Origin of the sequence: Pseudomonas sichuanensis, from assembly GCF_003231305.1 — a bacterium.
Lineage (GTDB): Bacteria > Pseudomonadota > Gammaproteobacteria > Pseudomonadales > Pseudomonadaceae > Aquipseudomonas > Aquipseudomonas sichuanensis.
Genome location: NZ_QKVM01000046.1, coordinates 26807 through 39778, shown reverse-complemented (window position 1 = coordinate 39778; position 12972 = coordinate 26807). Strand labels below are relative to the sequence as shown.

Below are 12972 nucleotides of genomic sequence, written 5' to 3'. Positions count from 1 at the left end.
GTGTCAGTGGCGCTTGTCGGCAGGTGCAGGCCATAGCCCGACCAGCAACAGCAAGGCGGCCACGGCCAGGAACGGCAAGCGCGGATCGACGGCATACACCAGCGTGCCGGCCAAGGGCCCGATCACCGCGCCCATGCCCTGGGCGGCGCCAACGGAGCCGGCGGTGGCACCCTGTTCCGAGGCGTGCATGGCATTGGCCGCCATGGCCGAGAAGGCCGGGAATACGAAGCCCATGCCGAATGCGGCAATGAAGAACGCCGCCCACAGCCAGGGCGCACTGGCGGCAAAGGACGCGGCGGCAAAGCCCAGCCCGGAAACGCTGGCACCCACGCGAATCATCTTCAGCGGTGGCCATTCGAGCTGGCGCAGCAGCACCTGCGCCAGCATCAGCGCCACGCCCACGCTGGTCAGCGCCACACCGGCCGCCTGGGCGGCTTCGCCTGCGGCCAGTTGCAGGCGGTCGAGGGCGAAGAAACCAACGGTGATCTGCGACACGGTCACGCTGAGCATGGCGCTGAAGGCCACCAGCAGCGGCCGGCGCAGGCGTGGGTCGGACAGCCGTACCGGGCTTGGCGCATGGCGCTGGGGCAGCGGCTGTGGCTTGAGCTTGAACAGCAGCACCACGAACGCCGTGGCCGGCAGCACCGACAGCACGTAGAACGGCAGGCTCAGGCTGTAGCGTGAAAGCAGTGCCGCCAAGGCCGGGCCGAGCACCAGGCCGACGGCGTTGGCGGCACCCAGCGAGGCCATGGCCCGGGCCCTGCGCTGCGGTTCGACATGGTCGGCGATCAGGGCATTGCCGGCCACCGGCAGCGCCGCGTAGAAGGCGCCGATCAGGCCGCGGGTCAGCATCAGGCCGATGAATGCCAAGGTGGCCCCGGGCAACCAGCGCAGGGCGCCGTCGATGAACAGGCACAGCAGCCAGTAGGCCAGGGTGAACCCGGCGCTGCCCAACAGCAGCACGCGGCGCCGGCCGAGGCGATCGGCAGCGCGGCCCCAGGGCCGCGCCAGGAGCACCCAGACCACGCCGGCCACGGTGACCGCCGCACCGGCCTGCCAGGTGGCCATGCCCAGCAGGCGGGCGATCGGGCCGATCAGGGCAACGAAGGCCATCATCGACAGGGTGCAGGCCATGTTGACCAGCAGCAGCGGGCGCAGGTCGAGGGTGCTGGCCGGGGTGAGGGTGGCAGGGTCCTTTGCGAGGTTCATGTGCAGTCCGTGGCAGTTCGGCGGAATAAGTGCCGATGTTAGTAATCATTATTTACATCTGTCGACCCCGCGCGGCCGCCGGTATTCATTCACCCCGGCGCAACGGGCCGGGCCACATGCTACGCAACACGCCGTCGCGGCGCACCAGGGCATGCATCAGCGCCGCGCCCAAATGCACCAGCACGGTGGCGAACAACAGGTAGCCCGCCCAACCGTGGGCCTGGCGCAGCACAGCGTACAGTTGCAGGTCGTGGGGGGCGATGGCGGGCAGCTGTAGCGGGCGTGGATAGCCGCCCGCCGAAAGCATCGCCCAGCCCAAGAGCGGCATGGCCAGCATCAGGGCGTACAGCAGCAGGTGCGAGGCGCCGGCGGCCAGGCGTTGAATGGCGGGCAGGTCGCGCGGTAGCTGCGGGTGCGGCAGACTCAGGCGCAGGCAGATGCGCAGTATCACCAGCACCAGCAGGGCCAGGCCGGTGGCCTTGTGCAGTTCGACCATCAATGGATGGCGGGTGGACAGGTCGCTGACCATGCTCACGCCGATGAACAACATGGCCAGGATCAGCACCGCCATCAGCCAGTGCACCAGGCGGGCCAGGGGGTGGAAAGCGGCGGGGGTCATGGGCGGGCTCCTTCGCTCAGGGCTTCATGGCTGCGGCGGTTGAACGATACCGAGTAGGCCGCCGAGCGGGCGGCGAGGATCGGGTCGTCGGACGCTTCGATGCCGTGGGGCAGGATCAACGGGTCGAAGTTGAGGTCGCGGCAGGCACCCTGTTCGGGGCCGTCCACCTGCTCCAGCACCAGGGTGCCGGCGTCGATGCTGCGCCGCTCGCTGGGCCAGGGGCGGGCCGGGTCGTTGACCGGGTCGCCGGGCTCGGCCAGGGTCAGGCGCAGGGTCCAGCGCAACGGGCCTTGCGCCAGGCGCTGGGCGAGGTCGTGCTGGAGGAACTGCTTGTCATCGACCTGGGTGGGCAGGGCGGCGAACGGCGTCTGTGGCTCCAGCGTCCAGCGCACCGGGTGCTTGTTGCCGTGGGCGTCGATCAGGCGGAAGGCGTTGATGCTGTTGTAGGCGGTACTGGCAAAGCTGTCGCTGGGTTTATAGCCCGCCGCCCATTGGCGGAATGCCGCGCTTTCCGGGTGGGCGGCAAAGAATGCCTGGAGCCTGGCCGGGTCGGGCTTGCCGGTGGCCGGCACCGGGGTGCTGGCCAGCACCTGGTCATAGAAGGCTTCGGGCGTGCTGACCGCCAGCACTGGCGGGTTGTTCATGCCGGTACGCCAGACCTGGCCGTCATCGCTGTTCAGCTCGATGGCCAGGCTGCGCACCGGCACCGCGGTGTCCGGGGCGAACGGGTTGGCGCCGCCGATGGCGAAGCGGCCGATCACCGGCACCTTCTGCTGGCTGAACACCCGGGCCGTTGAAAACGGCGCGGCCTGGCCGCTGCTTTGGAAGTAACCGCTCACGCACAGGCCCTTGGCGTGGTTTTTCCGGTAGCCGGGGTGATGGCCGGCCTGGGCTTCAAAGGTGTCGATGATGCGCTGGGGCGTGAGCTTGGCGGCGCCGATCCAGCCGGCGGCATAGGCGAAGCCCGCGCCGAGGGCGGCCAGCGTGACGCCGATGGCGGCCAGGCGCAGGGCTTTGGCGGGGCCGTGCAAGGGTGTGTTCATGGGGCGATCCGGTGGCGGTGAATGAGCCGGTACGACGGGCGGCCCACTCTTTTATTCCAGATCCGGGAATAGATTTTCGCTTGCGCCGTCTGCCTCTTACACTGACTGCCCATTGGGGGCCTGGAACCCGACCATGCACGACCTGGACGACCATCAATGGCGCGAGCTGCTGCAGCGCCTGCGCCGCTTCGCCCTGTGGCTGACCCGCGAAGCCAGCAGCGCCGACGACCTGGTTCAGGCCACGGTTGAGCGCGCGCTCAGCCGGCGCGGCCAGCAGCGCGAGATGGACAGCCTGCGGCCCTGGCTGTTCACCATCCTTTACCGGCTGTTTCTCGACGGCAAACGCCGCGAACGCCTGCATACGCGCTGGCTGGCCTGGTTCGGCCGCAGCCAGGCCGAGGAGCCGCTGGGCGGTGATACCGAGAGCATCGTGCTGGCCCAGGCCGACCTGCAGGCATTCGCGCGGCTGTCGGCCGAGCAACGGGCGCTGCTGTTGCTAGTCAGCGTCGAGGGTTTGAGCTACAAGGAGGCCGCCGAAACCCTCGGTATCCCCATCGGCACGGTGATGTCGCGCCTGTCGCGCGCCCGCGCCGCCTTGCGTGAACTGACCGAGGGCAACCCGGCGCCAACGTCCCTGCGGAGACTCAAATGACCCGTCTGATCCCCACCGAGCACGAGCTGCACGCCTACATTGACGAACGCCTGACGCCTGAGCGCCGGGCGCAAGTGGCGGCCTGGCTGGCAGCCAACCCGCAGGAAGCGGCGCGGATCGAGGCCTGGCGCAGCGATGCTCGGCGCCTGCGTGCGGCCCTGGCGGGGTTTGCCGAGCGCCCCGTTGACCCTGAACTGGATCTTGCCCCGCTGCGCCGTCGCTTGCGCCAGCGTCGGCAGCGGCGGCTGGCCTCGGCGGCGGTGCTGGTGCTGGCGGTGGGGTTGGGGGGGCTCGGTGGCTGGCAGGCGCGGGAGGCGACGTTGGTAGTCGCTGGGTTGCCCATGGCCGATGCGGTGCAGGCGCACCGGATGTTTGCCGAGGCGTCCACGCTCGATATCCAGGCGAGTGATCCGGGGCGGCTGCAGGCTTGGCTGGGGCGGCATTTCAATCGGGTCGGGCAGTTGCCTGATTTGAGCGGGTACGGCTTTCAGCCGGTGGGGGCGCGGCTGTTGAGCAACGAGGTGGGGCCGGCGGCGCTGTTGGTGTTCGAGGATGGGCAGGGGCAGCGGATCAGTCTGTTCTTGCGCTCGCCTGGTGAGCGGTTCGAGCGGATGCCCAGTGGGCAGCGTACCGATGGGGGGTTGGAGGCGCGGTACTGGTCCCATGGGGATTACAACTTTGCGTTGGTCAGTGCGGTGGATGATAGTCGGGGGGAGGAGTTGCGGCGGGCTTTGAATCTGAGTTTGTGAGTTGGTTGCTAGTTTTTGGGTGTTGGGTGTTGGGTGTTGGTTTTGAAAGTTGTATGCGCATTCATTTGTGATGTCGACGCGTAGTCACCTTTCCGCCCTTACGGCGGGTTACTTTTTTTCTTGGAAAAAAGTAACCAAAAACCGCTCGCTCCATTCATACTGTGAGCAAGCGGTAGAGATGGCATATGTCAAAGGGGTGGTGGGTCTTTGTGGGATGACCTGGGTTAATCCGGGCAGGCCAGACAGGACGCGGGGTGTGGGGAGGCGAAGAACCGGGAAGTGGCAAAAGCAGTGCCAAATACCGGAAACCAGCTTAAGCGCGGTTATGGCAGGGGTATTTGGCACTACGATTCGGGGTGGGCAATCTGGTCTGACACACTAGGGCGTCAGATCATCCAGCCGCCGGACCAAACTACACGCCCGACAATCTGTAGCTCATCGAGGCGATCACGCGGCACGGTCAGCTCTTTGTAGGCCTTGTTGTGACTGATGATCAGCACTGAGCCATCGAACTGCCGCTGCAGTAACTTGGCGTACAGATGATCATCTAGCAGCAAGACGTAGACACCCTCACCCTCAAGCGTATTGCGGCTTTGGTCGATCATGACCGTATCGCCATCTTCAAGCAGACCAGTCATTGAGTCGCCATCCACGCGAAGACAGGCGAGATTGGCTGGCGAGAGCCCTTGTTTACGAAGGCTGTAGCGAGTGAACGAAAGGTTCACCAGCACACGGCTACGCTCGTTCCAAGCCCCGCTCCCTGCGCTACAGCGAGCGTCGTAGAGTGGGACGTATGCGTAGGCATCGTCCTCATTGGCTCGGGCAGGTGCAGCCTGAGCGACCTTATCTCCCTCGCCAGCCGCCAGCCAGGCGATGCTGACCCCAGCAGCTTTCGCCATCACCACCAGGTTGTCAGTACCAGGGAGCGAACCTGCCAGGTACTTCCTGACCAAGCTATCGCTGATTCCGCACCTTTTGGAGAAGGCAAGAACAGATTGAGCCCCTATAGCCTCACGCAAGCGCTCACTGAATTTTCCGGTTTCAAGCTCCAGGGGCGAACTTGAAAGCGAATCGCCCTCCAAACCTTCCACTTTCAAGTTCTCGCAAGTCCTTGATTTACCTGTATTTTCCAAACTGGTAGCACCATATGGGTGAAAAATGAACTTGAAACAAGCTCTCTGGTGTTGATTTTTAAGCTCTATGGTTCTATGTTTATCCGCAACAGGGCGTTAGACAGCCCAAAAAAACCACCCGCCAAGATGGTTGTTGCAGATGAACATCTCCGAAATGCCACGTGATCCAGCCAACCGCTGGGAGTGGATCAAATACCAGCTACGCATTCATGGCTGCCCACCCGCCGAACTGGCGCGCGAGCTGGCCGTTACTGACCGAGCAATCCGTACGGTGAAGTCTTCGCCGTACCCGCGTATCGAGCGCGCCATTGCCCAGAAACTGGGCGTTGAGCCCATGCAGCTTTGGCCTGAGCGCTGGAATCAGGACGGTACTCCGTGCCGTCAACGACCGAATCGCGCCGAAACATTCCCGCGTAGCGTCGCCAAGGATAGCCGTTACTCTCCTGTTTCGCACCGTATAACGGGCGCGGGGGTGTAGCCATGCGCCGTGTTCATGACGACCGCACCCTAGATCTCTTCGCGATCCCGCAGCCAGTCCTGGCTGTGCCTGGCCAGGGCAACTACTCGGTTCAGGTCAGTGAACTGGTGGCTGAAATGCTCAAGGCCACCGACATTGACCGCTATGAAGTGGCCGCACGCATGTCTCGCCTGTCTGGCGACGATGTGAGCAAGGCCATGTTGGACGCTTGGTCAAGCCCGGCTCGCACGGACCACAACCTGCCTTTCTATAGAGTTGCCCTCCTCGAAGAGGTCTGCGCTACCCATATCCTCACCAACTGGCTGGTTGCTCAACGTGGCGGCCGAGTGGCTTACGGGCGTGATGCCCTGTTGGCTGAGCTGGGCCGTTTGGAGCGCACCCGTGAAGAAGCTGGGCGCCAGGCCCGCGATCTCAAGCGGATGCTCGGGGGTGACCATGCTTAATTGGCTCACTGCTCAACACCTGGTTGGTCTGCCAGGCATGCCAACCACCGTTCAGGGTGTGAACGCCCGTGCAAAACGCGAGGGTTGGGAAGCACAGCTTCGCCTGGGGCGTGGCGGCGGACAGGAGTATTCATTCGCCGTGCTGCCTAAGGAAACTCAGACCGCTTTGCTGATGCGCGAGGTCGCGCAACAAGAGCCAGCCCCGGCGCAACAGCTGCAACAGCCAGGCGCAGCCCAGGTTGTTAACTCGCCTAAGCGTGACGCCTTTACAGAGTCACGCTTGAATGATGATCAGCGTTCGGTGATGGCGGCACGCATGGTGTTGATCCGCGAAATCGAGCGGATGAGCAAGGTCGTGTCCCAGCAACGGGCCATCGATACCTTGGTAGGCCTGGCGCGCACTGGCGGCCTGAGCCCCTACTTGGCCGAGCGGGCCGAGCGTGCGAATGACCGCAAGAACGCCGACCGCGCCCTGAGCGAGCGCACCCTCAAGCGCTGGCTGGCGGACTATCGCAAGCACGGGGAAGTTGCCCTAGCGCCGGCTCGACGCAAGCCGAACATGAGTGTTCCGGTTTGGGCAGCCGACTTCCTTAAGCACTACCAGCGTCCCCAGAAGCCAAGTGCCCAAGCGGCATATTTGGCATTCCAGCGCGAATACCCTGGGGCGCCGAGTCTCCATGCGGTGCAGCGCTTCCTGGCCAAGCTATCCCCGCAGGCACGTGAAATGGGCCGAATGGGGCCACGCGAGGCCAAGGCACTGCTGCCATATAACAAGCGCCTCACCGATCACATGTGGCCGAACGACGTGTGGGTCGCTGACGGGCACAAGTTCGACGCCGAGGTCATCAACCCCAACAGCGGCCAGATCTTCCGACCGGAAGTTACCAGCATCATCGACTGGGCAACCCGCCGTATCGTGGGCTTCGCCATCAACGTGGCGGAGTCCACCTTGGCCACGCTGGACGCGCTGCACAGCGGCATCAGCCGTGTCGGCATGTTTCGCGTCTTCTACGTGGACAACGGCAGTGGCTTCGCCAACGACACCATCCGCGAAGTGGTCGAGCGACTCGGGGGCGAGATGACTCACTCGCTGCCCTACAACTCGCAAGCGCGGGGCGTCATTGAGCGTGCCCACCGAACCATCATGGTGAGACTGGCCAAGGACTTCGACAGCTACATCGGCGCTGACATGGATGGCGAGGCCGGCAACAAGGTGCACCGGATCTCGCGGGCAGACCTCAAGAAAGGCAGCCAGCCCCGCCACATCCCAACGCTGAACGAGTTCTACGAGCGCCTGGCCATCGCCCTGGACGAATACAACCACTCGCCACACCGTGGGTTAACCAAGATCCGCGACAGCGAGACTGGCCGATTCCGCCATCCCTCTCCAATGGAGGCCTGGCGCCGGGCCGAAGCCGAGGGCTTTGCAGCACTGCAACCATCGACCGAGCTGTCGATGCTGCTGGTGCGGCCGCAGGATCTGCGCCGCACCCACCGAGGCCTGGTCCGCACCAATGGAGCCAACTACTTCCTGCAGGATCTGGTGCCCCTGCACGGCGATCAGGTGCGGGTGGCCTGGGACTACCGCGATGCCAGCAAGGTGGCGGTGTTCACCCTGGATGGCGACCTGATCGGACAAGCGATCCTGGATGGCAACGCATCTGATGCCATGCCTCGCATCGTGAAGGACCAGGACCGCCGGGTGAGCGGCCAGCTCGCCAAGCTCGTTCAGAAGGGCAAGACGCTCACCGGGAACGACGTCGAGCTGCGTGTCATCGAGCGTCCAGCCGAAGACGACCGCTTCCAGCAGCACTTGCTGGAGGCCGAGAAGTTCGTCGCCCTGGCACATGAGCCGGAAGCCGACGCGTTCAAGGCGCCGGACAACGAGATGACTCGCTACGACCGGTGGCAACAGCTCGATAGCCGGCAGCGCCTGGGCGAAGCCCTGAGCGACGAAGAGGCCCGCTGGCACGCCTCCTACCCCAATCACCCGGACTTTAAATCCATTCAGCGCATGTACGACCACTTCGAGGCCGAACAGGCCCGCGCTTGACCATCAGGGAGTAACACCGTGATCACGAAAATTGTTCCATTGACCAACGTCGGCCTGCTGTCGGCTGCAATCGGTCGCGCCCTGCAACGCCCAGTCGGCCTGCCCGGCTTGGTAGTGATGTATGGGCCGAGCGGCCTCGGCAAGTCGGTATCCGCTGCTTACGCCGCCAACCAGTACCGGGCGTATTACGTTGAGTGCCGTCACACCTGGACGAAGAAAGCCTTTCTGCAGGCGATCCTCCGCGAGATGTCCATCAAGCCGGAAAGCACCCTGTACCAGATGGTCGATCAGGTCGCCGAGCAACTGAGCCGTAGCGGTCGCCCGCTGATCGTCGACGACGTGCAGTACCTGCTGGCCAAGTCCGCAGCCGATGTGTTGACGGACCTCTACAACGCCAGCCAAGGCACCATTGTGCTGATTGGTGAGGAAGGCGTTTCGAACAGCCTGGGCAAGCTTGAGCGACTGCACAACCGAGTCCTGGAATGGGTGCCCGCACAGCCCGCATCGCTGGGCGATATCCAGCGCCTTGCAACGGCGACCTACCCAGGCGTGGCCTTTGCCGAAGACTTGCTCAATGACCTGAACAAGGCCGTAAAGGGCTGCCTGCGTCGCATCACCGTGAACCTGCACCGTGTTAACAGCGAAGCTGCAGCGGCCGGTAAGGATCACGTCGACCTGGCGGATTGGGGTAAGCGCGGCTGGTTCACTGGCCAGGCTCCTGATCGGAGGAGCGCGTAATGCCTTCCGGTAAGAGACCGACCCACCTGTCGATGACTGGCGGCAAGTCCCAGCGCCAACAGATCTGGGAAGCGCTGCGCAAGTTGATCAAGGCAGATGGCAAGGCTGATACCTACACCGTCGCTCGGCGCAGCAACCAAACAGACAACACCGTCCGTTGCTACCTGTATTCCCTTGAGCGGGCGGGTCTGCTGGCCAGGTCCAGCGAGCCAGGCACCTGGCTGCTCCTCAAGGACGAAGGCGTAGAGGCTCCACGGGTCAACAAAGAGGGGCAGCGACTCGCCCCCGATGGCTACGAATGCATCTGGCGGGCGCTGCGCATCACGGGCGAGCTGAACGCCGAAGAAGCTGTCGCCATGGCTGCTGCAGGTGGGTCGTCGATCACTGACCAGAGCGCTCGCGTCTATCTGCAATACCTGGCCAATGCGGGTTATGTCGCTCGCACCGATGGCATCCCAGGTAAACCTGCGCGCTACACGCTCATTGCCTCGCGTAACACTGGGCCATTGCACCCGGTTTACCAGCGCATCGACGCCGGCCAGTTGTTCGATCCGAACATTGATCGCGTTGTCTGGACAAAGGGCGAGCAGCCGAACCTGGCTGAACTCAACGGCTACCGGATCGAGGCCGAGCGTATGCGTGCCTTGCTGCGCGAGTGGCTGGTGGACGAACGCTCGGGTGGAGCGTCCCGTGACTTGGTCGCCCGCACTGAGAAAGAGCTGGAGATCGAGGCATGACCCAGCCCGCCCGCCTTGACCTGAGCGCCTGGGGTGACCAGCCACCGCTGTTCGTCACCCTGCTGGCTCGCGAAGTCGAGCAGTCCAACCGCACCCGTGCCGGTGCTCGCATTGGTATGAGCCGCACCGCTGTCACCTTGGTCCTGCTCAACCGCTACCCAGCGACGACCACTGCGGGCGTAGAGCGTCGTGTGATCGAGGCACTGGGGCGCATCGACTGCGTGGCAGTCGGTGAGGTCGTCACCGTCGAGCAGTGCCAAAACTTCCGCGAAAAACCCGCCCCAACTCACAACCCCCACGCGATGCCGGGCTGGCGCGCATGCCAGCACTGCCCGCACAACCCTGCATGTGGAGAGCAACCCGATGGCCACCACTGACAGCCTGAAAGTCCTGACGCCTGAGCTTGCCAAGAGCCTGGGCACGTTCAACGAAACCGCCCGCGAGCTGCAGCGGCTGGGGGTCAAGATCGCCGGCTTTTTCCCCAACGAAAACCGCCTGCAGATCACTGCGGAGGGCGGCCAGAAGCTGCTGGCCGAGCACCTGGTCAGCGGCTTCCACCGTGCAGCCTCGGCAGGCAGCACACATTTCACCGTGCAGTTCCAGGGGGTCACCCTCGACTGGCACGAGTCCATCACGTACCGCAACTACCAGATCTAAGGAACGCGCTATGCCACACACACAAACCATTCCAGAAGGCTACCGCCGAGACGCCCAAGGCCGACTGATCCACGAAACCATGATCAAGCCGATCGACCAGGAGCGCGACCGCCTGGTGTTGGAGTTGGTCAACTCGGCCCGAGCCCTCAACACCATGCTGGCCACCTTCAAGGCCAAGGTGTTCGGCGATGTTCGTGCCTTCGTTGAGATGAGCTTCGAAGAGTACGGCGCCAAGGTCGGCGGCAAGAAAGGCAACGTCACGCTGGTCAGCTTTGACGGCCGTTACAAGCTGCAGATTGCCGTGCAGGACAGCATCAGCTTTGACGAGCGCCTGCAGGCGGCTCGCGCATTAATCGACGAGTGCCTGGCGGAGTGGACCGAGGGCGCCCGCCCCGAAGTGGTCACCCTGGTCAACGATGCATTCCGCACCGACACCAAGGGCGAGATCCGCACCGCCAGCGTTCTGGCCCTTCGCCGCCTGGAGATCGCCGACGTGCGCTGGCAGCGCGCCATGAAGGCAATCAGCGAAGCCGTCCAGGTCACCAGCTCGAAAGAGTACGTGCGCATCTACGAGCGCATCGCGGACAGCGAGCTGTATCGCCCGATCAGCCTGGATATCGCCGTTATCGCTGCCCTGGAGGTGAAGTAATGGGGCTGCTCACTGAGATGACCTGGTCGAAGACCACGCTGTTGGATCTGCTCAATGACGCGGAACTGATCGACGGCGAAATCTGCGATGTGGTGCACCTGGAGCTGAACTCCGGCCTCGACTACCTCATTGCCGTCATCACCGGCAGAAAAGCCGAGCAAGCCGCTGAGCTGCTGGAGCGCCTGCGCTCGCCCAAGCCGAAAGCGGCCGAGGGGGATGCAGTCGCCTACATCAACGACGAAAACATCGTCGCCATGGTTGAGATGCTGCAGCAGTGGCACGGCAGCCGCGTCGAGAAGCTGGAACTGATCGCCAGCGCCAAGCCTGGGACGGAAATCCAGGCGCGAGGACCAGATGGTCAGCCTCTGGTCCTTACCAAGGAAATGCGCACCGGTCTGCTGCTCGGCGTCGATGTGGCCCTGCAGATGTTCCGCAAGCTTCCACTGACCCTGGAAGAGAACGCCAGCGATGACCTTGAAGAGGACGAATGAGCATGGCCGCCCAATCCAAACAGAAAAAGCTCATCGCCTACTGCTGGTCCACTGGACGCATTGACTTCGGGTACGTGCTGCCCGAAGGCGCTATCGCAATTGCGGAAGGCGACGAGGCCACGGTCCGTGACGAGATCGAGGTCACGGCTCGGCTGGCCTACGACAACAAGACCCTGCTGGTGCCCGGTGTTCCTGAGGCCCCGAATCAGCGCGCTGGTATTGAGGCATTGGCTCGCCATATCCAGTGGTTGAGCGAGCGCAACGGGCCAGGCTTCCGGGCCTTGGGGGTTTGACCATGAAGGTAGATATCAACGTCCGCTGGGCATCGCTGACTTACCAGGCCTCATGCCCTGGACAGAAGCTGCGCGCCACCAACGTGATCAGCCAAGACGCTGCCGCCAAGGCCTTGGTGGTGAAGCTGTACCCCACTGCCAAGGTCGACCAGGTCGAGTGCATCAAGGCAGCCGCACAAGGGCAGACCGCAGTCTGGCGCTGCCATCTCAGTTTTGAGGAGTAATGACGTGGACTTCGAAGATCGTAAGGAAATCAAATTCGAGAACAACCCGACCCGCTCCGAAGAGCGGGACGAGCTGCGCCAGCTGCTTGCCGACCGTACCGAGGCATTCATTGCTGCAGGCGGCCAGGTTCAACAAGTCGGGCACCAGATGCGCGAGCCGTCCAACAAGTTCACCGTCTCGCCAGCTAAGGCGACCCCGCTTGAACGCCTCCTAGGCAAGCCGACGACAACCCGTCCACAAGCGATGCCAAAGCCCCTGACAGCTCAGGCCAAGCCACAGCGGCCCCAGCCTGCGCAGCTCCTGCCTACTGATCAGTTGGCTGCGCGGCTGATGGCGCAAGCAGCACTTGGCGCATCGCCGTCAGCCGCAGCTAAAGCGATCGGCATCACCGAGAAGCAAGCCAGGCAGATCGCCCGCGATTTCCACATCAACTTCACCCGACAGCGCTAAGGAGACCAATCCATGTCTGAGTTCACCATCAAGGTCACTGACGAAAACGGCGTGCTCGGTATCACGCTCAGTAGCCCGGAGGAGTCCAGGCCGCTTGCGCAATTGGTCTCCGATGAGCTGACCGCCGTCCTGCCGGTAATCGTCTCTCGCGCTGCTTTCAAGCTGTCGGGGAAAGCCAAGTGCAATTGCCCGAAGTGCGAGCAACGACGTGCTGGGAGCGATATGCCTGCCGCAGACCGCGTTCTCCACTAAGCGAAACCGCCCCGGCCTGGCCGGGATGGTCTGCCGGACGTGGTGGTCCGGTACTGATGAGCAGCCCTGTAGATGGAGAGAAGTATGAGCGAGCAACGAGA

19 protein-coding genes and 1 other RNA gene are annotated in these 12972 nt (G+C 63.6%); 16 read left to right on the top strand and 4 right to left on the bottom strand.

Annotated elements, in window-relative coordinates; genetic code table 11:
• Nucleotides 1-3 precede the first annotated feature (3 nt).
• The 3 genes from DM373_RS21420 to DM373_RS21410 form a co-directional block, all read right to left on the bottom strand.
• Nucleotides 4-1209 carry an MFS transporter gene (locus DM373_RS21420; protein ID WP_110995474.1) on the bottom strand — a complete coding sequence of 402 codons (1206 nt, stop codon included), beginning with the start codon at nt 1207-1209 and terminating at the stop codon, nt 4-6.
• Between the two features lie 85 nt (nt 1210-1294).
• A complete protein-coding gene (locus DM373_RS21415; RefSeq protein ID WP_110995473.1) occupies nt 1295-1828 on the bottom strand; it encodes a cytochrome b in 534 nt (177 codons plus the stop codon).
• The gene (locus DM373_RS21410) at nt 1825-2871 is read right to left on the bottom strand and encodes a catalase family peroxidase (protein WP_110995472.1); all 1047 of its coding nucleotides are present in this window, start codon (nt 2869-2871) and stop codon (nt 1825-1827) included. The genes DM373_RS21415 and DM373_RS21410 overlap by 4 nt, the downstream gene beginning before the upstream one ends.
• A gap of 133 nt (nt 2872-3004) precedes the next feature.
• Between DM373_RS21410 and DM373_RS21405 the strand changes: the two genes are divergently transcribed.
• Together DM373_RS21405 and DM373_RS21400 are read left to right on the top strand one after the other, a co-directional pair.
• Nucleotides 3005-3523: a sigma-70 family RNA polymerase sigma factor gene (locus tag DM373_RS21405; RefSeq protein WP_110995471.1), complete on the top strand. Its 519-nt coding sequence runs from the start codon at nt 3005-3007 to the stop codon at nt 3521-3523.
• Entirely contained in the window at nt 3520-4272 is a 753-nt protein-coding gene (locus DM373_RS21400; protein WP_110995470.1) for an anti-sigma factor family protein, read from the top strand. Before DM373_RS21405 ends, DM373_RS21400 begins: the two co-directional genes overlap by 4 nt.
• 386 nt (nt 4273-4658) lie before the next feature.
• Here DM373_RS21400 and DM373_RS21395 read toward each other — a convergent pair whose 3' ends face one another.
• A complete protein-coding gene (locus tag DM373_RS21395) occupies nt 4659-5363 on the bottom strand; it encodes an XRE family transcriptional regulator (protein WP_244215110.1) in 705 nt (234 codons plus the stop codon).
• Between the two features lie 181 nt (nt 5364-5544).
• Here DM373_RS21395 and DM373_RS21390 point away from each other — a divergent pair, with 181 nt between their 5' ends.
• The 14 genes from DM373_RS21390 (at nt 5545) to DM373_RS21325 (ending at nt 12941) form a co-directional block, all read left to right on the top strand.
• On the top strand, nt 5545-5883 hold the full coding sequence (locus DM373_RS21390) for a helix-turn-helix domain-containing protein (RefSeq protein WP_110995468.1): 339 nt from the start codon (nt 5545-5547) through the stop codon (nt 5881-5883).
• A gap of 2 nt (nt 5884-5885) precedes the next feature.
• Complete coding sequence (locus DM373_RS21385) at nt 5886-6326, top strand: hypothetical protein (protein WP_110995467.1); 441 nt, start codon at nt 5886-5888, stop codon at nt 6324-6326.
• Nucleotides 6265-8379 (top strand): DNA-binding protein, encoded by a 2115-nt coding sequence (locus DM373_RS21380; RefSeq protein ID WP_208642822.1) that lies wholly within the window; start codon nt 6265-6267, stop codon nt 8377-8379. The genes DM373_RS21385 and DM373_RS21380 overlap by 62 nt, the downstream gene beginning before the upstream one ends.
• Before the next feature lie 18 nt (nt 8380-8397).
• Nucleotides 8398-9117: an AAA family ATPase gene (locus DM373_RS21375; protein ID WP_110995466.1), complete on the top strand. Its 720-nt coding sequence runs from the start codon at nt 8398-8400 to the stop codon at nt 9115-9117.
• Complete coding sequence (locus tag DM373_RS21370; RefSeq protein WP_208642821.1) at nt 9117-9854, top strand: hypothetical protein; 738 nt, start codon at nt 9117-9119, stop codon at nt 9852-9854. The genes DM373_RS21375 and DM373_RS21370 overlap by 1 nt, the downstream gene beginning before the upstream one ends.
• Nucleotides 9851-10231 (top strand): hypothetical protein, encoded by a 381-nt coding sequence (locus DM373_RS21365; protein ID WP_110995465.1) that lies wholly within the window; start codon nt 9851-9853, stop codon nt 10229-10231. The genes DM373_RS21370 and DM373_RS21365 overlap by 4 nt, the downstream gene beginning before the upstream one ends.
• Nucleotides 10218-10511, top strand: coding sequence for a hypothetical protein (locus DM373_RS21360; protein ID WP_110995464.1), 294 nt, complete (start codon nt 10218-10220; stop codon nt 10509-10511). Before DM373_RS21365 ends, DM373_RS21360 begins: the two co-directional genes overlap by 14 nt.
• Before the next feature lie 10 nt (nt 10512-10521).
• Complete coding sequence (locus tag DM373_RS21355) at nt 10522-11160, top strand: DUF3164 family protein (protein ID WP_110995463.1); 639 nt, start codon at nt 10522-10524, stop codon at nt 11158-11160.
• Nucleotides 11160-11651, top strand: coding sequence for a hypothetical protein (locus tag DM373_RS29100; protein WP_208642820.1), 492 nt, complete (start codon nt 11160-11162; stop codon nt 11649-11651). The genes DM373_RS21355 and DM373_RS29100 overlap by 1 nt, the downstream gene beginning before the upstream one ends.
• Before the next feature lie 2 nt (nt 11652-11653).
• Nucleotides 11654-11944, top strand: coding sequence for a host nuclease inhibitor protein (locus DM373_RS21345; protein WP_110995493.1), 291 nt, complete (start codon nt 11654-11656; stop codon nt 11942-11944).
• Nucleotides 11945-11946: 2 nt separating this feature from the next.
• A complete protein-coding gene (locus DM373_RS21340) occupies nt 11947-12168 on the top strand; it encodes a hypothetical protein (protein WP_110995462.1) in 222 nt (73 codons plus the stop codon).
• Nucleotides 12169-12172: 4 nt separating this feature from the next.
• Nucleotides 12173-12619: a hypothetical protein gene (locus DM373_RS21335; RefSeq protein WP_110995461.1), complete on the top strand. Its 447-nt coding sequence runs from the start codon at nt 12173-12175 to the stop codon at nt 12617-12619.
• A gap of 12 nt (nt 12620-12631) precedes the next feature.
• A complete protein-coding gene (locus DM373_RS21330) occupies nt 12632-12871 on the top strand; it encodes a hypothetical protein (RefSeq protein WP_110995460.1) in 240 nt (79 codons plus the stop codon).
• Nucleotides 12870-12941, top strand: an RNA gene (locus DM373_RS21325) — hammerhead ribozyme type II. The genes DM373_RS21330 and DM373_RS21325 overlap by 2 nt, the downstream gene beginning before the upstream one ends.
• Nucleotides 12942-12972 lie beyond the last annotated feature (31 nt).

Coding starts and splice junctions, on each gene's coding strand:
- DM373_RS21360 (WP_110995464.1), top strand. CDS start 10,218: ATGGCCACCACTGACAGCCTGAAAGTCCTGACGCCTGAGCTTGCCAAG.
- DM373_RS21370 (WP_208642821.1), top strand. CDS start 9,117: ATGCCTTCCGGTAAGAGACCGACCCACCTGTCGATGACTGGCGGCAAG.
- DM373_RS21330 (WP_110995460.1), top strand. CDS start 12,632: ATGTCTGAGTTCACCATCAAGGTCACTGACGAAAACGGCGTGCTCGGT.
- DM373_RS21385 (WP_110995467.1), top strand. CDS start 5,886: ATGCGCCGTGTTCATGACGACCGCACCCTAGATCTCTTCGCGATCCCG.
- DM373_RS21365 (WP_110995465.1), top strand. CDS start 9,851: ATGACCCAGCCCGCCCGCCTTGACCTGAGCGCCTGGGGTGACCAGCCA.
- DM373_RS21390 (WP_110995468.1), top strand. CDS start 5,545: ATGAACATCTCCGAAATGCCACGTGATCCAGCCAACCGCTGGGAGTGG.
- DM373_RS21420 (WP_110995474.1), bottom strand. CDS start 1,209: ATGAACCTCGCAAAGGACCCTGCCACCCTCACCCCGGCCAGCACCCTC.
- DM373_RS21410 (WP_110995472.1), bottom strand. CDS start 2,871: ATGAACACACCCTTGCACGGCCCCGCCAAAGCCCTGCGCCTGGCCGCC.
- DM373_RS21340 (WP_110995462.1), top strand. CDS start 11,947: ATGAAGGTAGATATCAACGTCCGCTGGGCATCGCTGACTTACCAGGCC.
- DM373_RS29100 (WP_208642820.1), top strand. CDS start 11,160: ATGGGGCTGCTCACTGAGATGACCTGGTCGAAGACCACGCTGTTGGAT.
- DM373_RS21400 (WP_110995470.1), top strand. CDS start 3,520: ATGACCCGTCTGATCCCCACCGAGCACGAGCTGCACGCCTACATTGAC.
- DM373_RS21345 (WP_110995493.1), top strand. CDS start 11,654: ATGGCCGCCCAATCCAAACAGAAAAAGCTCATCGCCTACTGCTGGTCC.
- DM373_RS21405 (WP_110995471.1), top strand. CDS start 3,005: ATGCACGACCTGGACGACCATCAATGGCGCGAGCTGCTGCAGCGCCTG.
- DM373_RS21415 (WP_110995473.1), bottom strand. CDS start 1,828: ATGACCCCCGCCGCTTTCCACCCCCTGGCCCGCCTGGTGCACTGGCTG.
- DM373_RS21355 (WP_110995463.1), top strand. CDS start 10,522: ATGCCACACACACAAACCATTCCAGAAGGCTACCGCCGAGACGCCCAA.